This is a genomic window from Streptococcus mitis, from assembly GCF_019929545.1.
Taxonomy (GTDB): domain Bacteria; phylum Bacillota; class Bacilli; order Lactobacillales; family Streptococcaceae; genus Streptococcus; species Streptococcus mitis_BU.
This window is the reverse complement of the sequence record NZ_JAHZPT010000032.1, coordinates 1-20,386: the sequence shown is the minus strand read 5'-3', so window position 1 is coordinate 20,386 and position 20,386 is coordinate 1. Positions and strand designations below refer to the sequence as shown.

Below are 20,386 nucleotides of genomic sequence, written 5' to 3'. Positions count from 1 at the left end.
TGTGCCAACTAAATGAGACACATACAGTTGATTTTTTCTTTTGTGATAAGAGTGGAGTTTTTAGAGGTGCCCTAAAATTAAAACGATCCCTCTTCGTAATGTAAATAATATTAGTCAGACTTTTAATGTTCATCCTGTTGATAGTGAAACACATTTAGCTCCTGAAAAATCAACCTTATCTGACCATTTAAGAGATATTAATTCGCTTTATTTAGACATTGCAAATATGTTTGAGAAATCTACTTTTGGAAGTAATGATTATCGAAGAAATTTAAGAAAAGAGGCTGGCAAGGTAAGTACTTATATCGAAGAAACTGCTAATTTTGTAAGGAATAATGGTATTAAATTTGGCTTAGTAAATAAGGAACTAGTCTTTTATCATCAAGATAAAAGCAAGTTAGACGAATTAAGAGATAAGATTAAAAACACTAGAAATGTTTTGAACGGTTTGTCTTCAAAATTAGAAGGTTCCATTCATGATAAAACTTTAGATCCCGAAGCTAATGTAAGTTATGAAGGGGAGTTAACTTATGATTCTAGCAACCCTTTACTACTTACAGGTAATTTAAATTTTAGTTATCAAAGATATTTTGGGGGATCTGCTGGTGAAAAAGTCACTGAGACTATAGTTTATGATGATGACATTGAAGTTGATAATTACTGGACAAATGGAAAAGTAACTATTTCCAAAGATAAAAAATCTATCGTGTTAAGTGATTCTTCTACAAAAGAAGCAAACGCTGAAAGAACTGAAACAACTTCTTCAATCACCTACACTCCTAAAGAAGTTCTTTCAGTAGTTCGAGCTTATAAGGTTGTTGCTGAAGGAACAGCTACAGTTAACCATTATTATGTTGAAACTCCGGAATTTACAGGTGGAGTTGTTCCACTTGCCCCTCCTGTAGTAGAAATTCCTGAATTTAACGGTGGCGTGAACCCAATTAAACCGCCAGTTTTAGAGGTTCCTGAGTTGGATATCCCAGTTATTCCAATGGAAGAGATGTCTGATCCAAGACCAGTTGAAAAACCAAAACCTAAGCCAAAACCGAAAGAAGGCGTCACTATTATTCCTGCCGACTTCTCTAAAGTGGAAGAATCAAGAGTGAAGGAAGAGTTGAAGCCAGTTGCTGAAACTTCTCGCTTAGAACCAAAACAAGAAGTAGTATCACCTCAAGAGGAAAAAGATATGCTACCAAATACAGGAACTAAAGATAGCTCTTCATTAACTTGGTTAGGGTTGATTGGATTGTCTGCTGTATTGGGAATTTCTAAACTTAAGAAAACTAGGCTTTAAAAAGTAAAAGACATTTACCATTCTCTTTAGGATGTAAGTGTCTTTTGGCTCTTTGTCAACTTTAGTGGGTTGAGAAAAGCTAAGATTTAGAAAGGACGAATTTCGTCCTTTCTTTTTTGATATTCAGAGCGATGAAAATCTTTTTTTTGAAGTTTTTAAAGTTCCGAAAACCAAATGCATTCAGTTTGATAAGTTTGATGAGATTATTAGTCGCTTTCAATTTTGCGTTGGAATAAGGTAACTGAAAAGCGTTGACAATTTTCTCTTTATTCTTGAGGAAAGTTTTAAATCCAGTCTGAAAAAGAGGATGAACCTGCTTTAGATTGTCCTCAATGAGTCCGAAAATTTGTCAGGCTCTTTATTCTGAAAGTGAAAAAGCAGGCTCCATAATATCCATAGGGGATTTACCCACTACAAATATTATAGAGCCTTTGTTTTTCTAAAGAAAACTAGAGGAGGCGTTTTGGATATAGGAAGGTATTGACATCAAGAACTATCATTTATAGAATAGTGTCGCTTTTTGATTGGTGAAACGTGTTCTAATATGAGGAAAATTAGCAGTTGCTAGCTTTCTTTATTTTTTCAAAAAATAAATCAAAAAGTTTTTTTGTATTTCATAAACATTTCATATTTGGATTTTATAATAGTCTTACAAATATGGAGGTGACAAATGAATCCAATCCAAAGAGCTTGGGCTTATGTCAGCAGAAAACGACTGAGAAGTTTTATTTTATTTCTGATTTTATTGGTCCTATTGGCTGGAATTTCAGCCTGTTTGACTCTGATGAAGTCCAACAAAACAGTTGAAACCAATCTTTACAAATCACTCAACACATCTTTTTCTATTAAGAAGATAGAAAATGGTCAGACTTTCAAGCTGTCGGACCTAGTATCTGTAAGCAAGATTAAGGGACTGGAAAATGTTTCTCCTGAACTTGAGACGATTGCAAAATTAAAAGACAAGGAAGCGGTGAGTGGCGAGCAGAGCGTGGAGCGTGATGATTTGTCAGCTGCGGACAAGAACTTGGTTAGCTTAACGGCTCTTGAGGATTCATCTAAGGATGTGACCTTCACCAGCTCGGCTTTCAATCTGAAAGAAGGACGACACCTTCAAAAAGGGGATTCCAAGAAAATCTTGATTCACGAAGAGTTGGCTAAGAAGAACGGTCTTTCTCTTCATGACAAGATTGGCTTAGAAGCTGGACAGTCAGAAGCTGTCAAAGGACAAACAGTGGAGTTTGAAATTGTCGGCATCTTTTCTGGTAAAAAACAGGAGAAATTTACAGGCTTGTCTTCTGACTTCAGTGAAAACCAGGTCTTTACAGATTATGAAAGTAGCCAAAGCCTTTTGGGAAATAGTGAACCTCAAGTCACTGCAGCTCGCTTCTATGTAGAAAATCCTAAGGAAATGGACGGGCTCATGAAGCAGGTGGAAAATTTAGCCTTGGAAAGTCAAGGCTATCAAGTTGAGAAAGAAAACAAGGCCTTTGAACAAATCAAGGATTCAGTTGCTACCTTCCAAACCTTTCTGACCATCTTCCTTTATGGGATGTTGATAGCTGGAGCTGGGGCCTTAATTTTGGTTTTGTCTCTCTGGTTGAGAGAACGGGTCTACGAAGTGGGAATTTTACTTGCACTTGGAAAAGGCAAGAGCTCGATCTTCCTACAGTTCTGTTTAGAGGTGGTTTTGGTGTCTCTTGGAGCTTTGCTTCCAGCATTTGTTGCAGGAAATGCAATCACATCTTACCTACTTCAAACACTACTAGCAAGTGGAGAGCAGGAAGCCTTACAAGACACGCTAGCCAAAGCAAGCAGTCTATCAACCAGCATCCTATCTTTTGCAGAATCCTATGTCTTTCTGTTGTTGATTAGTTGCTTATCTGTAGCCCTTTGTTTCCTATTCTTATTTAGAAAATCACCTAAAGAAATTTTATCATCTATTAGTTAAGAAGGAGAAATCATGACTTTATTACAATTACAAGATGTTACCTACCGTTATAAGAACACTGCTGAAGCAGTCCTATATCAGATCAATTATAATTTTGAACCCGGGAAATTTTACAGTATTATTGGTGAGTCAGGAGCAGGAAAATCCACACTCTTGTCCCTACTTGCTGGTCTAGATAGTCCTGTTGAAGGTTCTATCCTTTTTCAAGGAGAGGATATTCGTAAGAAGGGCTATTCTTACCATCGCATGCACCATATTTCCCTGGTCTTTCAAAATTATAACTTGATAGATTATCTTTCTCCACTGGAAAATATCCGCTTGGTCAACAAAAAGGCAAGCAAGGATACACTGCTTGAGCTTGGTTTAGATGAAAGTCAGATCAAGCGGAATGTTCTCCAGTTATCAGGTGGACAACAACAACGTGTTGCCATTGCTCGTAGTTTAGTCTCAGAAGCTCCAGTTATTCTAGCGGATGAGCCAACGGGAAATCTGGACCCTAAAACTGCTGGAGATATTGTCGAACTGCTCAAATCACTTGCCGAGAAAACAGGTAAATGTGTAATTGTCGTTACGCATAGTAAAGAAGTGGCACAAGCGTCAGATATTACACTTGAGTTGAAAGATAAGAAACTGACTGAAACTCGCAATACTACGAAATAATATGAGCTTTTTCTGTTATATTCTTCGAAAATCAAATTCAAACCACGTCAGCGTCGCCTTACCGTACTCAAGTACAGCTTACGGCTAGCTTCCTAGTTTGCTTTTTGATTTTCATTGAGTATCAGAACTATAAAATAGAACAACATCTAGAAAGGGAACCTATGTTACACAACGCATTTGCCTATGTTACAAGGAAGTTTTTCAAATCGATTGTCATCTTCCTGATTATTCTCCTCATGGCGAGCTTGAGTTTGGTCGGCTTGTCGATCAAGGGAGCTACTGCCAAGGCTTCTCAGGAGACCTTTAAAAATATCACCAACAGCTTCTCCATGCAAATCAATCGTCGCGTCAATCAAGGAACGCCACGTGGTGCTGGGAATATCAAGGGTGAAGATATCAAAAAAATCACCGAAAACAAGGCCATTGAGTCTTATGTGAAACGCATCAACGCTATCGGAGATTTGACTGGCTATGAACTCATCGAAACGCCAGAAACCAAGAAAAATCTGACTCCTGACCGTGCTAAACATTTTGGAAGTAGCTTAATGATTACAGGTGTCAATGACTCCTCTAAAGAAGACAAGTTTGTCTCGGGCTCTTATAAATTGGTTGAAGGAGAGCACTTAACAAACGACGACAAGGACAAGATTCTCCTGCACAAGGACTTGGCAGCTAAACACGGCTGGAAAGTCGGGGATAAGGTCAAACTAGACTCCAATATCTACGATGCAGACAATGAAAAAGGAGCCAAGGAAACAGTTGAAGTGACAATTAAGGGACTCTTTGATGGTCACAATAAGTCAGCAGTAACCTACTCACAAGAACTCTATGAAAACACAGCTATCACAGACATCCATACGGCTGCTAAACTATATGGTTACACAGAAGACACAGCTATTTATGGGGACGCGACCTTCTTTGTAACAGCGGACAAGAACTTGGATGATGTTATGAAAGAGTTGAATGGCATCAGTGGTATCAACTGGAAGAGCTATACTTTAGTTAAGAGCTCATCTAACTACCCAGCTCTTGAGCAATCCATCTCTGGTATGTACAAGATGGCCAACCTCCTCTTCTGGGGTAGCTTGAGTTTCTCAGTTCTTCTCCTTGCCCTCTTGCTCAGCCTTTGGATCAATGCCCGTCGCAAGGAAGTGGGTATTCTCCTCTCTATCGGTCTCAAGCAGGCAAGTATCTTGGGTCAATTCATTACTGAATCCATCTTGATTGCCATCCCTGCTCTTGTCTCTGCTTACTTCCTAGCCAACTACACAGCTCGTGCAATCGGAAATACTGTTCTTGCCAATGTCACTTCAGGTGTTGCCAAGCAAGCCAGCAAGGCTGCTCAAGCCTCTAACCTTGGTGGTGGTGCAGAAGTAGATGGCTTTAGTAAAACCTTGTCGAGCCTAGACATTTCCATTCAGACATCAGACTTTATCATCGTCTTTGTCCTTGCCTTGGTTCTAGTGGTTCTCGTTATGGCGCTTGCTTCAAGCAATCTCCTTAGAAAACAACCAAAAGAGCTTCTGCTGGATAGCGAATAACAAACTTGCTACCTATTCTCCACTAAATGGGGTATAATATAGGTAGCATTTTTATCTATTTCATCTTGATAAGTCCTCTGTTTATCTGGATGAAACTGGGATAATTTACAAGAAATTTAAAGGAATGTGAAACGTTTTTTCTATGAAAATTTTAATTGTAGAAGATGAAGAGATGATCCGTGAGGGGCTCAGTGATTATTTGACGGATTGTGGCTATGAAACCATTGAGGCAGCAGATGGGCAAGAAGCTTTAGAAAAATTTTCCAGCTATGAGGTAGCCTTGGTTTTACTGGATATCCAGATGCCCAAGCTCAATGGTCTAGAAGTTTTAGCTGAGATTCGCAAAACCAGTCAGGTTCCTGTCCTGATGTTGACCGCCTTTCAAGATGAGGAATACAAGATGAGTGCCTTTGCCTCTCTGGCAGATGGCTATCTGGAAAAACCCTTCTCCCTCTCCCTCTTAAAAGTGAGGGTGGACGCGATTTTCAAGCGATACTACGATACAGGACGAATCTTCTCCTATAAGGATACCAAGGTGGATTTTGAGAGCTACAGTGCCAGCATAGCAGGAGAAGAAGTGGCTATCAATGCCAAAGAGTTGGAAATTCTGGACTATCTGGTGAAAAATGAAGGACGGGCCTTGACTCGGTCTCAGATAATCGATGCCGTCTGGAAGGCGACAGATGAGGTTCCCTTTGACCGTGTCATTGATGTTTATATCAAGGAACTGCGGAAAAAGCTAGACTTGGACTGCATCCTCACTGTGCGCAATGTTGGTTATAAATTGGAGCGAAAATGAAACGAACAGGTTTATTTACAAAGATATTTATCTATACCTTCTCGATTTTTAGTGTTCTGGTTATCTGCCTTCATTTGGCTATTTATTTTCTTTTTCCTTCGACATATCTGAGTCATCGTCAGGAAACCATTGGTCAGAAGGCAACAGCTATTGCCCATTCCCTAGAAGGGAGAGATAGGCAGAATATCGAGCAAGTCTTAGACTTGTATTCTCAGACCAGTGAGATCAAGGGGGCTGTCAAGGGAGAGATGACCGAGGACAAGTTAGAAGTCAAGGACAGTCTTCCTCTGGATACGGAACGTCAGACAACCTCTCTTTTTATCGAGGAGCGCGAGGTGACAACGCAAGACGGTGGTACCATGACCCTGCAATTTCTAGCTTCCATGGACTTGCAAAAGGAAGCAGAGCAGATCAGTCTCCAATTTCTTCCCTATACTCTGCTGGCATCCTTTCTAATTTCCCTCTTGGTGGCCTACATTTATGCTCGGACCATTGTGGCTCCGATATTGGAAATCAAGCGAGTGACCCGTCGGATGATGGAACTAGATACCCAAGTGCGATTGCGCGTGGATTCCAAGGATGAGATAGGTGATCTTAAGGAACAAATCAATAGCCTCTACCAGCATCTTTTGACTGTCATTGCGGACTTGCATGACAAGAATGAAGCTATTCTCCAGCTGGAAAAGATGAAGGTCGAATTCCTACGAGGGGCTTCTCATGAATTGAAAACACCGCTGGCTAGTTTGAAAATCTTGATCGAAAACATGAAAGAAAATGTCGGGCGTTATAAGGATAGAGACCACTATCTGGGAGTTACCTTGGGGATTGTGGATGAACTCAATCACCATGTTCTGCAGATACTTTCTCTCTCTTCTGTGCAGGAATTGCGAGATGATAGGGAAATAATAGATCTCCTCCAGATGACGCAAAGTCTAGTTCAAGATTATTCTTTGCTAGCAAAGGAGAGAGAACTTCAGATTGACAATAGTTTGAACCACCAGCAGGCTTATCTAAATCCATCTGTGATGAAATTAATCCTGTCTAATCTCATCAGCAATGCTATCAAGCACTCCATTCCAGGCGGCTTGGTCCGCATCGGAGAGAGAGAAGGGGAACTTTTTATCGAGAATAGCTGTAGTCCTGAAGAACAAGAAAAACTGGCTCAGTCTTTTTCTGATAATGCTAGTCGCAAGGCCAAGGGTTCTGGGATGGGGCTCTTTGTGGTCAAGAGTCTATTGGAACATGAAAAATTACCTTATCGTTTTGAGATGAAGGAGAATCGTTTGACCTTCTTCATAGCTTTTCCAAGAATCGCCTAAGACTAGGGAGAGAAAGGGTTTACATAGATGAAGCTAGAAGAAATTCAATCGAAACTGCGGGAAAAACTAGATTTTTTTGTCAAAAAGTGATAAAATGAACAATGTAAATGGGATGACCCATAAAAATATACAGGAGGCCTGATAAAATGGCAATCGTTTCAGCAGAAAAATTTGTCCAAGCAGCTCGTGACAACGGTTATGCAGTTGGTGGATTTAACACAAACAACCTTGAGTGGACTCAAGCTATCTTGCGCGCAGCAGAAGCTAAAAAAGCTCCAGTTTTGATCCAAACTTCAATGGGTGCTGCTAAATACATGGGTGGTTACAAAGTTGCTCGCAACTTGATCGCTAACCTTGTTGAATCAATGGGTATCACTGTACCAGTAGCTATCCACCTTGACCACGGTCACTACGAAGATGCACTTGAGTGTATCGAAGTTGGTTACACTTCAATCATGTTTGACGGTTCACACCTTCCAGTTGAAGAAAACCTTAAATTGGCTAAAGAAGTTGTTGAAAAAGCACACGCTAAAGGTATCTCAGTAGAAGCTGAAGTTGGTACTATCGGTGGTGAAGAAGACGGAATCATCGGTAAAGGTGAATTGGCTCCAATCGAAGACGCTAAAGCAATGGTTGAAACTGGTATCGACTTCTTGGCAGCTGGTATCGGTAACATCCACGGTCCTTACCCAGCAAACTGGGAAGGTCTTGACCTTGACCACTTGCAAAAATTGACTGAAGCTCTTCCAGGATTCCCAATCGTATTGCACGGTGGTTCAGGTATTCCTGATGAGCAAATCCAAGCAGCTATCAAACTTGGTGTTGCGAAAGTTAACGTTAACACTGAATGCCAAATCGCATTCGCTAACGCAACTCGTAAATTTGCTCGTGACTACGAAGCAAACGAAGCAGAATACGACAAGAAAAAACTCTTCGACCCACGTAAATTCTTGGCTGACGGTGTAAAAGCTATCCAAGCATCAGTTGAAGAACGTATCGACGTATTCGGTTCAGAAGGTAAAGCTTAATCTAGCTGAATAATACAGATGAAACCTGCCCATTGGGTGGGTTTTTTGTGTGGTTTAAGGAAACGATTAAACTAGAATTTTTGAATAAAAGTATTATTTTAATAGAGAAATTTTCTTTTTCATAAACTTTAGGCAAACGCTTGCATTCTGATTTTTATTGGGCTATAATAGGTTGGTATAAAGCTTTCTGTAGTAATAACATGTAGAAGGTGTAGAAAGTAAGGATTTAGAATATTTGTAGTCAAAAATACAATGTTGCTATTCCTTACATAGGGAGATCAATATGGCAATGATAGAAGTGGAACATCTTCAGAAAAATTTTGTGAAGACAGTTAAGGAACCAGGGTTGAAGGGGGCTTTGCGTTCCTTTATTCATCCTGAAAAGCAGACCTTTGAAGCGGTTAAGGATTTGACCTTTGAGGTACCAAAGGGGCAGATTTTAGGCTTTATCGGAGCAAATGGTGCTGGGAAGTCGACAACCATCAAAATGCTGACAGGAATTTTAAAACCGACATCTGGTTTTTGTCGGATTAATGGCAAGATTCCCCAGAACAATCGTCAAGATTATGTCAAGGATATTGGAGTCGTTTTCGGACAACGCACCCAGCTATGGTGGGATTTGGCACTGCAGGAGACCTACACGGTCTTGAAGGAGATTTATGATGTGCCAGACTCGCTTTTCCAAAAGCGCATGGACTTTTTGAATGAAGTCTTGGATTTGAAGGAATTTATCAAGGATCCTGTGCGAACTCTTTCACTGGGACAACGGATGCGGGCGGATATTGCGGCTTCCTTGATTCACAATCCCAAGGTTCTCTTTTTAGATGAGCCGACCATTGGCTTGGACGTTTCGGTCAAGGATAACATTCGTCGGGCCATTACTCAGATCAATCAAGAGGAAGAAACCACCATTCTCTTGACCACTCACGACCTGAGCGACATCGAGCAACTTTGTGATCGGATTTTTATGATAGACAAAGGGCAGGAGATTTTTGATGGAACGGTGAGTCAACTCAAGGAAACCTTTGGCAAGATGAAGACTCTTTCTTTTGAACTGCTACCAGGTCAAAGTCATCTCGTCTCTCACTATGAAGGCTTTTCGGATATGACAATTGATAGACAAGGAAATAGTCTCAACATTGAATTCGATAGTTCTCGCTACCAGTCAGCTGACATTATCAAGCAAACCCTGTCTGATTTTGAAATCCGCGATTTGAAGATGGTAGATACGGATATTGAGGATATTATCCGTCGCTTCTATCGAAAGGAGCTCTAAGATGGTCAAATTGTGGAGACGTTATAAACCCTTTATCAATGCAGGTGTTCAGGAGTTGATTACCTATCGAGTCAACTTTATTCTCTATCGGATCGGCGATGTCATGGGTGCTTTTGTGGCTTTTTATCTCTGGAAGGCTGTCTTTGATTCTTCGCAAGAGTCCTTGATTCAGGGCTTTAGTATGGCAGATATCACCCTCTACATCATTATGAGTTTTGTGACAAATCTTCTGACTAGGTCCGATTCGTCCTTTATGATTGGGGAGGAGGTCAAGGATGGTTCCATCATCATGCGCTTGTTGAGACCAGTGCATTTTGCAGCCTCCTATCTTTTCACTGAGCTTGGTTCCAAGTGGTTGATTTTTATCAGCGTTGGACTGCCATTTTTAAGTGTCATTGTTTTGATGAAAATCTTATCTGGGCAAGGGATTGTAGAAGTGCTGGGATTAACTGTCCTTTATCTTTTTAGCTTAACGCTGGCCTATCTGATTAACTTTTTCTTTAATATCTGCTTTGGATTTTCTGCCTTTGTGTTTAAAAATCTTTGGGGTTCCAACCTACTTAAGACTTCAATAGTGGCCTTTATGTCTGGAAGTTTGATTCCTTTGGCTTTCTTTCCAAAGGTTGTTTCAGATATTCTATCCTTCTTGCCTTTTTCATCCTTGATTTATACTCCGGTCATGATCATTGTTGGAAAATACGATGCCAATCAGATTCTTCAGGCGCTCGCTTTGCAGTTTTTCTGGCTTTTAGTGATGGTGGGCTTGTCTCAGTTGATTTGGAAACGAGTCCAGTCATTTATCACCATTCAGGGAGGTTAGTATGAAAAAATATCAACGCATGCATCTGATTTTTATCAGACAATACATCAAACAAATCATGGAGTACAAGGTTGATTTTGTGGTTGGTGTCCTAGGAGTCTTTCTGACTCAAGGTTTAAATCTCTTGTTTCTCAATGTCATCTTTCAACACATTCCATCCCTAGAAGGCTGGACTTTTCAAGAAATCGCCTTTATCTATGGTTTTTCTTTGATTCCCAAGGGCTTGGACCATCTCTTTTTTGACAATCTCTGGGCACTGGGGCAACGCTTGGTGAGAAAGGGAGAGTTTGACAAGTATTTGACACGTCCTATCAATCCTCTCTTTCATATTCTAGTTGAGACTTTTCAGATTGATGCCTTGGGAGAACTCTTGGTTGGTGGGATCCTACTAGCGACAACGGTATCTAGCATTGCTTGGACTCTTCCAAAATTCCTGCTTTTCCTAGTCTGCATACCATTTGCGACCTTGATTTATACTTCCTTGAAAATTGCGACAGCCAGCATCGCTTTTTGGACCAAGCAGTCAGGTGCCATGATCTACATTTTTTATATGTTTAATGACTTTGCTAAGTATCCTATTTCGATTTACAATTCTCTCCTTCGTTGGTTAATCAGCTTTATCGTGCCTTTTGCTTTTACGGCCTACTATCCTGCCAGCTATTTCTTGCAGGATAAGGATGTGTTCTTTAACATCGGAGGTTTGATGTTGATTTCCCTTGTTTTCTTTGTCATTTCCCTTAAACTTTGGGATAGGGGCTTAGATGCCTACGAAAGTGCGGGTTCTTAAATTGAATACTATCAAAGCCTTGTCTCAGGACAGGCTTTTTCTAATAGAGATGAAATTTCTTGATATCTATTCTCAGAGTGCTATACTGTAAGTGTAATCGCCGATTTAGCTCAGTTGGTAGAGCAAGGCACTCGTAAAGCCTAGGTCACAGGTTCAATCCCTGCAATCGGCAAAGTGAAGAAGCTCACTAGGGCTTCTTTTCTTTCATTTTAACTATTGAACCATTTAGACCGAGATAAAGACCAGATAGACAAAAGAGCTTGTTCTTGAAACTAACCTCTGCTATAATGATTTTTGTAAGGGACGTGAGGCGTCACTATCAGATAACTCAAGTTCATAAAAAAGAAATCGGAGATAAAGAAATGAAAAAATTATTGGGGATTGTATTTTTAGTAGCAGCAGCGACAGTAGTGTATTTTGGTTCTGTTGGATGGCCAAGTTTAAATGTCAACCTCTGGTCATTGATTCCGGTAGGGCTGTTCCTATTTTTCACTCTAGAGAATCTTTTGAAAAAAGACTACAAGGCTAGTCTGATGTGTTTGATTATTGCCTTTATCATTGCGAATGCAATTTTGGACCTTTTACCAATTTCAAGTGGCTTGATAATTGGAGCGGGCGTACTAGCTTGCATTGGTATTGGATTTATCTTTCCTGATAAAGAAAGTAAATAGGAATTATTGAAAAAGATATAAAGAAAAAACACTTCAATCACTGTATTTCAGTTTGATTGAGGTGTTTTCGATTTAGTTTTTTATTTCTGAGCCATCAATTCAACAATCATCTCGATATACATGACAAGGGTTAATAAGAATCCTGCACGCCAGAAGAATTTGATGAATTTAGGATAGTAAAAGCTGCGTTTTTTCAAAAGGAAGAAAAAAACGAGAATAATGGCTAGGAGTGAGAGGGCTAGGCCTAGTCTAGGGAGGAAATTATGGGTAAAGGTTTTAGCTGTAATAAGGTAATATTCAAATACCAAGACTGGAAAAGCCAAATCCGCAAAGTTTCGTCCTAGTTTTTTTAATCTAAAAAGTTTGGTTATGATAATGCAGACTACTAAGGTCAGTATCAATAATAAAATAGATGCTAATTTCATTAAAATCATACCCATATTGTATCATAAAAAATCGCTAATGGAAACGAGAAACAGAGGAATTTATAGGAAAGTCAGGCTTTTGAGATTGTAGATGTTTTTTGTTATAATGAAAGTTATGAAATCTTATAACACCTTGAATGATTATTATCGAAAACTCTTTGGAGAAAAGACCTTTAAAGTCCCGATTGATGCGGGATTTGACTGTCCCAATCGTGATGGAACTGTGGCTCATGGAGGCTGTACTTTTTGTACGGTTTCAGGTTCTGGAGATGCTATTGTAGCACCAGATGCGCCTATCCGTGAGCAATTTTATAAGGAAATTGACTTTATGCACCGCAAGTGGCCAGATGTTCAGAAGTATCTGGTTTATTTTCAAAATTTTACCAACACCCATGAAAAGGTTGAAGTTATTCGAGAGCGCTATGAACAGGCTATCAATGAACCAGGTGTAGTAGGAATCAATATTGGAACGCGCCCAGACTGTTTACCAGACGAAACCATCGAATATTTGGCTGAGTTGTCGGAACGCATGCATGTGACGGTTGAATTGGGCTTGCAGACCACTTATGAAGCAACCTCTGATCTGATTAACCGTGCCCACTCCTATGAATTGTATGTGGAAACGGTCAAGCGTTTGAGAAAGTATCCCAAGATTGAGATTGTTTCCCATTTGATTAACGGTCTTCCTGGTGAAACTCATGAGATGATGGTTGAAAATGTTCGTCGCTGTGTCACGGACAATGATATTCAAGGAATTAAACTGCACTTGCTTCACCTCATGACTAATACACGGATGCAGCGAGATTACCACGAGGGACGCTTGCAACTGATGAGCCAGGACGAGTATGTCAAGGTCATCTGTGACCAACTGGAAATCATTCCCAAACATATTGTCATCCATCGAATCACGGGAGATGCACCTAGAGATATGCTGATTGGTCCCATGTGGAGCCTCAATAAATGGGAAGTGCTAAATGCTATTGAAACTGAAATGCGACGTCGTGGAAGTGTGCAAGGATGCAAGGCTGTAAAACAGGAGTTTAATAATGAAAAGACCACTTGAGATGGCACATGATTTTTTGGCTGAGGTTGTAACTCAGGATGATATCGTAGTGGATGCGACTATGGGAAATGGTCATGACACGCTTTTTTTAGCTAAGCTAGCTAAGCAAGTCTATGCCTTTGATATTCAGGAACAGGCTTTGGAGAAGACCCAAGAGCGTTTGGACCAAGCTGGAATGACAAATACCCAGTTAATATTGCAAGGCCATGAGACACTGGATCAGTTTGTGACAGAAGCCAAGGCAGGGATTTTTAATCTGGGCTATCTGCCGTCGGCTGATAAGTCTGTCATCACCAGACCTCAAACAACTATTGAGGCATTAGAAAAGCTATGTGGCTTACTTGTCAAAGGGGGACGGATTGCTATCATGATCTACTATGGTCATAAAGGAGGCGACCTCGAGAAAGATGTTGTCTTGGATTTTGTTAGCCAGTTGAACCAACAAGAGTACACAGCTGCCATTTACCAAACCCTGAATCAAGTCAACAACCCGCCATTTTTAGTTATGATTGAAAAATTAGAAAGATATAGACATGGATAAACAATACCTAAGTGAAAAGTTGGATACCATGCGCCAGAAATTTGTCGAGTCAACCCACCACGAAAGAGCAGTGGGCGTGCTAGACCAAGCGCATATGAGCAAAAAAATGCTTAAAATCAAGAAAAAATTAGTAGCTCTTGAAATGGAGCGGTGCCAGAGAAAAATTGAGCACAAAGACTGTTCCAAGATTGATCAAAAGATCAAAGAGCAGAAGGAGATATTTGAATCCTGTTGTAAAAAAGACTAAGGAGGAATTGCGTGGAATTACTGATTTACCTCATCCTATTTTTACTGGTCTTGATTGTCTCAAGTACCACCAATAAGCTTCTGCCTTTTTTGCCACTCCCTTTGGTGCAGATTCTTTTGGGAATTGTGATTGGTCTCTTTTTACCAAATACTGACTTTCATCTCAATACGGAGTTGTTTTTGGCTCTGGTTATTGGCCCCTTGCTTTTCCGAGAGTCGGAAGAAGCGGATATTACGGCTATTTTAAAACACTGGCGAATCATTGTTTATCTCATTTTTCCAGTGATTTTTATCTCGACCCTGAGTTTGGGTGGCCTGGCCCATCTTCTTTGGCTCAGTCTTCCCTTAGCAGCTTGTTTGGCTGTTGGGGCGGCCCTTGGGGCTACGGATTTGGTGGCCTTTGCCTCTCTTTCTGAGCGGTTTAGCTTTCCTAAGCGCGTGTCCAATATCCTTAAGGGTGAAGGACTCTTGAATGATGCTTCTGGCTTGGTGGCCTTTCAGGTTGCTTTGACTGCTTGGACAACAGGCGCCTTTTCCCTTGGCCAAGCAGGTAGTTCGCTCATCATTTCAATACTAGGCGGTTTTCTGATTGGCTTTTTAACAGCCATGACCAATCGTTTCCTACATACCTTTTTGCTAAGTGTGCGCGCAACGGATATAGCTAGTGAACTCCTTCTGGAATTGAGTTTGCCTTTAGTGACCTTCTTTCTAGCAGAAGAAGTACATGTTTCAGGGATTATTGCTGTTGTAGTTGCAGGGATTTTGAAGGCAAGTCGCTTTAAGAAAATCACGCTTCTCGAAGCCCAAGTGGATACGGTGACCGAGACAGTCTGGCATACAGTGACCTTTATGCTCAACGGCTCTGTCTTTGTGATTTTGGGAATGGAGTTGGAAATGATAGCCGAGCCTATCTTGACCAATCCAATCTATAATCCCTTGCTCTTACTGGTATCTCTTGTCGCCCTGACCTTTGTCCTCTTTGCCATTCGTTTTGTCATGATTTATGGCTATTATGCTTATAGGACCCGACGCCTCAAGAAAAAATTGAATAAGTATATGAAAGATATGCTTCTCTTGACCTTCTCAGGTGTTAAAGGAACCGTGTCCATTGCTACGATTCTTTTGATACCAAGTGATTTGGAGCAGAAATATCCAATCTTACTTTTCCTTGTTGCAGGTGTGACGCTTGTCAGCTTTTTAACAGGGCTCTTGGTCTTGCCTCATCTTTCTGATGAACAGGAAGAAAGCAAGGACTATCTCATGCATATAGCTATTTTGAATGAAGTGACGCTAGAGTTGGAAAAAGAGTTGGAAGATACCAGAAATAAACTTCCCCTCTATGCGGCTATTGACAATTATCATGGGCGTATTGAAAATCTTATCCTGAGTCAAGAAAATAAGGGAGCTCAAGAAGACTGGGAGGCCATGAAGCTTCTTATCCTCAGTATTGAGAGTGATGGATTGGAACAGGCTTACGAGGAAGGCAAGATGAGTGAGCGTGCTTATCGGGTTTACCAGCGTTATCTGAAAAACATGGAACAAAGTATCAATCGCAAGTTTGCTTCACGAGTGACCTATTATTTCCTTGTTTCCTTACGAATTTTACGTTTTCTCCTTCACGAAGTCTTTACCTTTGGTAAGATCTTCCGCAGTTGGAAAACTGAAGAATCACAGAAACTCAGAGCGCTTGACTATGACCAAATTGCAGAGCTCTATCTAGAAAATACAGAGATGATTATCGAAAGTTTGGAGAACCTAAAAGGGGTTTATAAGAGCTCTTTAATCAGCTTCATGCAAGATTCTCGTCTTCGTGAAACAGCTATTATTACCAGTGGTGCCTTTGTCGAACGGGTTATCAATCGTGTCAAGCCCAACAATATTGATGAAATGCTGAGAGGCTATTATCTGGAACGCAAGTTGATTTTCGAATACGAAGAAAAACGATTGATTACGACCAAGTACGCCAAGAAGTTACGGCAAAATGTAAATAACTTGGAGAACTATTCTCTCAAGGAAGCTGCCAATACCCTACCTTATGATATGATGGAATTGGTAAGAAGAAATTAGTTAATACTCTTCGAAAATCTCTTCAAACCACGTCAGCTCTATCCGCAACCTCAAAACAGTGTTTTGAGCTGACTTCGTCAGTTTCATCTACAACCTCAAAGCTGTACTTTGAGCAGCTTGCGGCTAGCTTCCTAGTCAGCTCTTTGATTTTCATTGAGTATAGGATTATAAGTGAAGGAGTGTGATATGAAGAAGTGGTGGCAAGAGCTGGTAGACAAGCCTTTAGTAAAAGCATTTTTACATTATTATCAAGCATCAGATAGTGAGCTAACCAGTGTCGCAGTAGCCTACTATTGGTTGATTTCGATCTTTCCCTTGCTTTTGGTGGTGGTCAATATCCTCCCCTATTTTCAGATTCCAGTTTCCAATTTTTTAAAGGTTGTCAATGAATTTTTGCCCGATACCATGTATGATGTGGTTGCAAAGATTATTACAGAAGTACTGACCCAACCTTCAACGGGCTTGTTGAGTTTTGCGGTTTTGTCAGCCTTCTGGACCTTTTCAAAATCCATGAATTTCCTGCAGAAAGCCTTTAATAAAGCTTACGGAGTAGCTAAGAGTAGAGGGTTAATTTATCAGCAATTGATGAGTTTACTAGTCAGTTTTGGCTTGCAGATTCTTTTTGCCTTAGCTCTCTTTCTCAGTGTCTTTGGCCGTATGCTTCTCAACCTTATCAAAAGCTACTGGAAATCGGATAGTCCTCTCTTTGATTATCTGCAAGACCTAACAGGCCCCTTGGTCTATGCTTTGATTTTTGCAATCTTGGTCATGCTTTATTATTTCCTGCCTAATGTTAGGGTCCGACGGATTCGCTATGTATTACCAGGTAGTGCCTTTGTCTTATTGACTCTAGCCTTACTGCTCAATATCTTTTCAGTCTATATTAACAATTATGTCAATCACCTAGTGGACGTGCGTTTTTTCAGTTCCGTCGTCGTGGTGGTCATGATGTTCTGGTTTATTCTCATCGCTAAGATTTTAATTGTCGGCGCGGTGATCAATGCCAGTGTCCAGAGTTTGAAAGATCCGAGCTTGAGAATAAATTAACTCAATTTTTATCCATAACAAAACGCATACTATCAAGGTTTTATAATGCCTGATAATATGCGTTTTTTCATTATGAAATTAATAGATAAACATGGCATCACCGAAACTAAAGAAGCGGTAGTGTTCTTGAATGGCATGGTGATAAGCGTCTAAGACTAATTCACGGCCTGCAAAAGCAGAAACCAACATGACCAGAGTTGATTTTGGCAGGTGGAAGTTGGTTGAGAAGGCATCCACGACCTTCCACTCATACCCAGGTTTGATAAAGATATTGGTCCAGCCAGAATCTGCTTGGATTTGCCCATCAAACTTGGAACCAATAGTCTCCAAGGTGCGGATAGAAGTGGTTCCGACAGCGATGACACGGCCTCCATTTTCCTTAACAGATCGAAGGGTGGCAGCAGCTTCCTCAGAAAGTTGGTAGAATTCTGAGTGCATTTCGTGTTCGTCCAGATTGTCAACTGAAACGGGTCTAAAGGTTCCGAGTCCGACATGAAGAGTCAGATAGACTAGATGAACACCCTTAGCTTGGATTTCTGCTAGCAGTTCTTTGGTGAAGTGAAGACCAGCAGTAGGTGCAGCAGCAGAGCCACTTTCCTTGGCGTAGACGGTTTGATAGCGTTCACGGTCATCCAGTTTTTCATGGATATAAGGCGGTAGAGGCATTTCACCCAGACTTTCTAAAACTTCTAGGAAAATTCCTTGGTATTCAAAGCGGACAATGCGGCCCCCGTGAGTCAATTCTTCCGTAACGACAGCGCTGAGACGGCCGTCACCAAAGCAAACGCGAGTGCCGACCTTGAGGCGTTTGGCGGGTTTAGCCAGAACTTCCCACTCATCTCCACTAGTATTTTTAAGCAGGAGAAGTTCCACATGACCTCCAGTTTCTTCCTTTTGACCATAGAGGCGGGCAGGGAGAACGCGGGTGTCGTTCATGACAAGGGCATCACCAGGTTCCAGCATATCAATAATAGAGTGGAAGTGTTTATCCTGCATTTCTCCTGTCTCACGGTTGACGATAAGGAGTTTAGAGGCATCCCGTTTTTCAAGAGGCGTTTGGGCAATCAATTCCTCGGGTAAGTGGAAATCAAAATCAGCTGTATTCATATATCTGTTCATTCTTTCTAAGTTCTAATCTTATCCATTATAACATGTTTCAAGTTTGGACGCTCTTTTTTTGAAAATTAAATCGTTTTCACTTGACAAAAATTGGTCTATACCATATAATAAATATAGATTGAAACGGAGGATAAAAAGATGAAAGTTATTAAAGTTGAAAACCAAATCGAAGGTGGAAAAGTTGCTTTTGAGATTTTGAAGGAAAAATTGGCCAACGGCGCTCAAACCCTAGGACTTGCGACAGGAAGTAGCCCACTTGAATTTTACAAGGAAATCGTTGAGAGTGACCTTGATTTTTCAAATCTAACCAGTGTCAACCTTGATGAGTATGTAGGACTTGATGGAGACAATCCACAGTCTTACCGTTATTTCATGCAAGAAAACTTGTTCAACCAAAAACCATTTAAAGAAAGTTTCTTGCCTCGTGGGGTTAAGGACAATGCTGAAGCTGAAGTTGAACGCTACAACCAAATTTTGGCTGACCATCCAGTTGACCTCCAAATCTTGGGAATCGGTCGCAATGGACATATCGGATTTAATGAGCCTGGTACTCCATTTGACAGTCAAACACATCTAGTAGAACTTGACCAGTCTACTATCGAAGCCAATGCGCGCTTCTTTGACAAGATTGAAGATGTTCCAACTCAAGCCATTTCAATGGGAATTAAAAACATCTTGGATGCCAAGTCAATTATTCTCTTTGCTTACGGTGAGTCGAAAGCAGAAGCCGTTGCCGGAACAGTGTCTGGCCCAGTGACTGAGAATCTCCCAGCAAGTAGCCTCCAAAATCACCCTGATGTGACGATCATCGCAGATGCTGAAGCGCTCAGTTTACTTGAAAAATAAAAAGTATAAAAACCACTTGCTCTTTGGAGTGAGTGGTTTTTTACTTCAAATGTTCACTATCCTGCTAAAAGAAATTTTTCTGTAAATTCCCGTAACAGTTGTCGATATTTCTCATAAAAAGGTATCCAATAGAAAATTATTAAATGTCTGTAAACTGTGATATAATCGTATTGACTATTTTTTTATGATACTATACGATTTTTATTAAGACAGTCGATAGTTGTTGATGCTGGAAACCATGATATAACTGGCAATTCCTGACATGTGAAGAAAGGTTGAAATCCAGCCTGTTATATTTGGTAGAAGCATGGTGAGAGATAGAACGATTAAAAGGATATAAAATAGTTTTAATCCTAAATTGAAATTTTTCCATATACTAAACATATTCATCACCCCACCCGTTACAAAAGCATAGCCAATAGCAGAGATACCCGATGCCTGAATTTCTTGATTCTGTGTTAATATATGGAACACAATTGAAGATATTACCATAGCAGTAATAAAAACTAAAAATACATATTTTGATCCCCTTTTATACTCTAATAGCCCACCAAAAGGAAGTAACATTAAAGTATTTAAAACTAAATGAAACCATATAAACCATACTGGTGCTTCTTTACTTCCATGCATAAATGTACCACTAAAGTATTGCCAACAATAAATTGGCTTTGAATGAAATGCAAATAAGTCATACATTACACTTCCCAAAAAGGTAGTAAGAATTCCTAGCAATAAACAAATTACAACTAAAATACTGACCACAGGGCAAATTTTTATGATTCTTTTCATGTTATAGATTCACTTCTAAATAATACTAATGGGCACCTCTAAAAACTCCACTCTTATCACAAAAGAAAAAATCAACTGTATGTGTCTCATTTAGTTGGCA

20 protein-coding genes, 1 tRNA gene and 1 pseudogene are annotated in these 20,386 nt (G+C 40.3%); 18 read left to right on the top strand and 4 right to left on the bottom strand.

Annotated features, from left to right (window positions below; translation table 11 throughout):
- The first annotated feature begins 226 nt into the window (after positions 1-226).
- Positions 227-1,294, top strand: a complete 1,068-nt coding sequence (locus K1I71_RS08285) for an SIALI-17 repeat-containing surface protein (protein WP_223330711.1) — start codon at positions 227-229, stop codon at positions 1,292-1,294.
- Between the two features lie 79 nt (positions 1,295-1,373).
- Here the strand turns inward: K1I71_RS08285 and K1I71_RS08280 are convergent.
- Positions 1,374-1,675, bottom strand: a pseudogene (locus K1I71_RS08280) (transposase); the annotation flags it as partial.
- A 289-nt stretch (positions 1,676-1,964) separates the two neighbouring features.
- Between K1I71_RS08280 and K1I71_RS08275 the strand changes: the two are divergent.
- The 11 genes from K1I71_RS08275 (at position 1,965) to K1I71_RS08225 (ending at position 12,143) form a co-directional block, all read left to right on the top strand.
- Positions 1,965-3,242 (top strand): ABC transporter permease, encoded by a 1,278-nt coding sequence (locus K1I71_RS08275; RefSeq protein ID WP_223330710.1) that lies wholly within the window; start codon positions 1,965-1,967, stop codon positions 3,240-3,242.
- Between the two features lie 12 nt (positions 3,243-3,254).
- Positions 3,255-3,902, top strand: a complete 648-nt coding sequence (gene vex2, locus K1I71_RS08270) for an ABC transporter ATP-binding subunit Vex2 (protein ID WP_024057461.1) — start codon at positions 3,255-3,257, stop codon at positions 3,900-3,902.
- Between the two features lie 161 nt (positions 3,903-4,063).
- Complete coding sequence (vex3, locus tag K1I71_RS08265) at positions 4,064-5,443, top strand: ABC transporter permease subunit Vex3 (protein ID WP_223330709.1); 1,380 nt, start codon at positions 4,064-4,066, stop codon at positions 5,441-5,443.
- 142 nt (positions 5,444-5,585) lie between these two features.
- Positions 5,586-6,242, top strand: a complete 657-nt coding sequence (vncR, locus tag K1I71_RS08260) for a response regulator transcription factor VncR (protein ID WP_223330708.1) — start codon at positions 5,586-5,588, stop codon at positions 6,240-6,242.
- A complete protein-coding gene (gene vncS / locus K1I71_RS08255; protein WP_223330707.1) occupies positions 6,239-7,561 on the top strand; it encodes a sensor histidine kinase VncS in 1,323 nt (440 codons plus the stop codon). The genes vncR and vncS overlap by 4 nt, the downstream gene beginning before the upstream one ends.
- 146 nt (positions 7,562-7,707) lie before the next feature.
- Positions 7,708-8,589: a class II fructose-bisphosphate aldolase gene (locus tag K1I71_RS08250; RefSeq protein WP_001019001.1), complete on the top strand. Its 882-nt coding sequence runs from the start codon at positions 7,708-7,710 to the stop codon at positions 8,587-8,589.
- Positions 8,590-8,872: 283 nt separating this feature from the next.
- A complete protein-coding gene (locus K1I71_RS08245) occupies positions 8,873-9,865 on the top strand; it encodes an ABC transporter ATP-binding protein (RefSeq protein ID WP_223330706.1) in 993 nt (330 codons plus the stop codon).
- Between the two features lies 1 nt (position 9,866).
- The gene (locus tag K1I71_RS08240; RefSeq protein WP_060628603.1) at positions 9,867-10,685 is read left to right on the top strand and encodes an ABC transporter permease; all 819 of its coding nucleotides are present in this window, start codon (positions 9,867-9,869) and stop codon (positions 10,683-10,685) included.
- 1 nt (position 10,686) lies between these two features.
- A complete protein-coding gene (locus K1I71_RS08235) occupies positions 10,687-11,472 on the top strand; it encodes an ABC transporter permease (RefSeq protein ID WP_049487765.1) in 786 nt (261 codons plus the stop codon).
- Positions 11,473-11,571: 99 nt separating this feature from the next.
- A tRNA-Thr gene (locus K1I71_RS08230) sits at positions 11,572-11,644 on the top strand.
- A gap of 190 nt (positions 11,645-11,834) precedes the next feature.
- A complete protein-coding gene (locus tag K1I71_RS08225; protein WP_223330705.1) occupies positions 11,835-12,143 on the top strand; it encodes a hypothetical protein in 309 nt (102 codons plus the stop codon).
- A gap of 80 nt (positions 12,144-12,223) precedes the next feature.
- On the opposite strand, the gene K1I71_RS08220 is transcribed toward K1I71_RS08225, so the two are convergent.
- Positions 12,224-12,583 (bottom strand): DUF3397 family protein, encoded by a 360-nt coding sequence (locus tag K1I71_RS08220; RefSeq protein WP_004242853.1) that lies wholly within the window; start codon positions 12,581-12,583, stop codon positions 12,224-12,226.
- Positions 12,584-12,674: 91 nt separating this feature from the next.
- Between K1I71_RS08220 and mnmL the strand changes: the two genes are divergently transcribed.
- The 5 genes from mnmL to K1I71_RS08195 all read left to right on the top strand — a co-directional run bounded on the left by mnmL (position 12,675) and on the right by K1I71_RS08195 (position 17,532).
- The gene (mnmL, locus tag K1I71_RS08215; RefSeq protein ID WP_223330712.1) at positions 12,675-13,631 is read left to right on the top strand and encodes a tRNA modification radical SAM protein MnmL/YtqA; all 957 of its coding nucleotides are present in this window, start codon (positions 12,675-12,677) and stop codon (positions 13,629-13,631) included.
- Positions 13,615-14,172: a tRNA 5-(aminomethyl)-2-thiouridylate-methyltransferase MnmM gene (gene mnmM, locus K1I71_RS08210; RefSeq protein WP_223330704.1), complete on the top strand. Its 558-nt coding sequence runs from the start codon at positions 13,615-13,617 to the stop codon at positions 14,170-14,172. Before mnmL ends, mnmM begins: the two co-directional genes overlap by 17 nt.
- Positions 14,165-14,419 carry a hypothetical protein gene (locus K1I71_RS08205; RefSeq protein ID WP_223330703.1) on the top strand — a complete coding sequence of 85 codons (255 nt, stop codon included), beginning with the start codon at positions 14,165-14,167 and terminating at the stop codon, positions 14,417-14,419. The genes mnmM and K1I71_RS08205 overlap by 8 nt, the downstream gene beginning before the upstream one ends.
- Before the next feature lie 11 nt (positions 14,420-14,430).
- On the top strand, positions 14,431-16,485 hold the full coding sequence (locus K1I71_RS08200) for a cation:proton antiporter (RefSeq protein ID WP_223330702.1): 2,055 nt from the start codon (positions 14,431-14,433) through the stop codon (positions 16,483-16,485).
- A 186-nt stretch (positions 16,486-16,671) separates the two neighbouring features.
- A complete protein-coding gene (locus K1I71_RS08195; protein ID WP_223330701.1) occupies positions 16,672-17,532 on the top strand; it encodes a YihY/virulence factor BrkB family protein in 861 nt (286 codons plus the stop codon).
- 78 nt (positions 17,533-17,610) lie between these two features.
- Here the strand turns inward: K1I71_RS08195 and queA are convergent, their stop codons facing one another.
- A complete protein-coding gene (gene queA / locus K1I71_RS08190; RefSeq protein ID WP_125851834.1) occupies positions 17,611-18,639 on the bottom strand; it encodes a tRNA preQ1(34) S-adenosylmethionine ribosyltransferase-isomerase QueA in 1,029 nt (342 codons plus the stop codon).
- Positions 18,640-18,789: 150 nt separating this feature from the next.
- On the opposite strand from queA, the gene K1I71_RS08185 reads away from it, so the two are divergent.
- The gene (locus K1I71_RS08185) at positions 18,790-19,497 is read left to right on the top strand and encodes a glucosamine-6-phosphate deaminase (protein WP_223330700.1); all 708 of its coding nucleotides are present in this window, start codon (positions 18,790-18,792) and stop codon (positions 19,495-19,497) included.
- 204 nt (positions 19,498-19,701) lie between these two features.
- Here K1I71_RS08185 and K1I71_RS08180 read toward each other — a convergent pair whose 3' ends face one another.
- The gene (locus tag K1I71_RS08180; protein ID WP_042750943.1) at positions 19,702-20,286 is read right to left on the bottom strand and encodes a rhomboid family intramembrane serine protease; all 585 of its coding nucleotides are present in this window, start codon (positions 20,284-20,286) and stop codon (positions 19,702-19,704) included.
- Positions 20,287-20,386: the final 100 nt, after the last annotated feature.

Coding starts and splice junctions, on each gene's coding strand:
- K1I71_RS08285 (WP_223330711.1), top strand. CDS start 227: ATGTTTGAGAAATCTACTTTTGGAAGTAATGATTATCGAAGAAATTTA.
- K1I71_RS08275 (WP_223330710.1), top strand. CDS start 1,965: ATGAATCCAATCCAAAGAGCTTGGGCTTATGTCAGCAGAAAACGACTG.
- vex2 (WP_024057461.1), top strand. CDS start 3,255: ATGACTTTATTACAATTACAAGATGTTACCTACCGTTATAAGAACACT.
- vex3 (WP_223330709.1), top strand. CDS start 4,064: ATGTTACACAACGCATTTGCCTATGTTACAAGGAAGTTTTTCAAATCG.
- vncR (WP_223330708.1), top strand. CDS start 5,586: ATGAAAATTTTAATTGTAGAAGATGAAGAGATGATCCGTGAGGGGCTC.
- vncS (WP_223330707.1), top strand. CDS start 6,239: ATGAAACGAACAGGTTTATTTACAAAGATATTTATCTATACCTTCTCG.
- K1I71_RS08250 (WP_001019001.1), top strand. CDS start 7,708: ATGGCAATCGTTTCAGCAGAAAAATTTGTCCAAGCAGCTCGTGACAAC.
- K1I71_RS08245 (WP_223330706.1), top strand. CDS start 8,873: ATGGCAATGATAGAAGTGGAACATCTTCAGAAAAATTTTGTGAAGACA.
- K1I71_RS08240 (WP_060628603.1), top strand. CDS start 9,867: ATGGTCAAATTGTGGAGACGTTATAAACCCTTTATCAATGCAGGTGTT.
- K1I71_RS08235 (WP_049487765.1), top strand. CDS start 10,687: ATGAAAAAATATCAACGCATGCATCTGATTTTTATCAGACAATACATC.
- K1I71_RS08225 (WP_223330705.1), top strand. CDS start 11,835: ATGAAAAAATTATTGGGGATTGTATTTTTAGTAGCAGCAGCGACAGTA.
- K1I71_RS08220 (WP_004242853.1), bottom strand. CDS start 12,583: ATGGGTATGATTTTAATGAAATTAGCATCTATTTTATTATTGATACTG.
- mnmL (WP_223330712.1), top strand. CDS start 12,675: ATGAAAGTTATGAAATCTTATAACACCTTGAATGATTATTATCGAAAA.
- mnmM (WP_223330704.1), top strand. CDS start 13,615: ATGAAAAGACCACTTGAGATGGCACATGATTTTTTGGCTGAGGTTGTA.
- K1I71_RS08205 (WP_223330703.1), top strand. CDS start 14,165: ATGGATAAACAATACCTAAGTGAAAAGTTGGATACCATGCGCCAGAAA.
- K1I71_RS08195 (WP_223330701.1), top strand. CDS start 16,672: ATGAAGAAGTGGTGGCAAGAGCTGGTAGACAAGCCTTTAGTAAAAGCA.
- queA (WP_125851834.1), bottom strand. CDS start 18,639: ATGAATACAGCTGATTTTGATTTCCACTTACCCGAGGAATTGATTGCC.
- K1I71_RS08185 (WP_223330700.1), top strand. CDS start 18,790: ATGAAAGTTATTAAAGTTGAAAACCAAATCGAAGGTGGAAAAGTTGCT.
- K1I71_RS08180 (WP_042750943.1), bottom strand. CDS start 20,286: ATGAAAAGAATCATAAAAATTTGCCCTGTGGTCAGTATTTTAGTTGTA.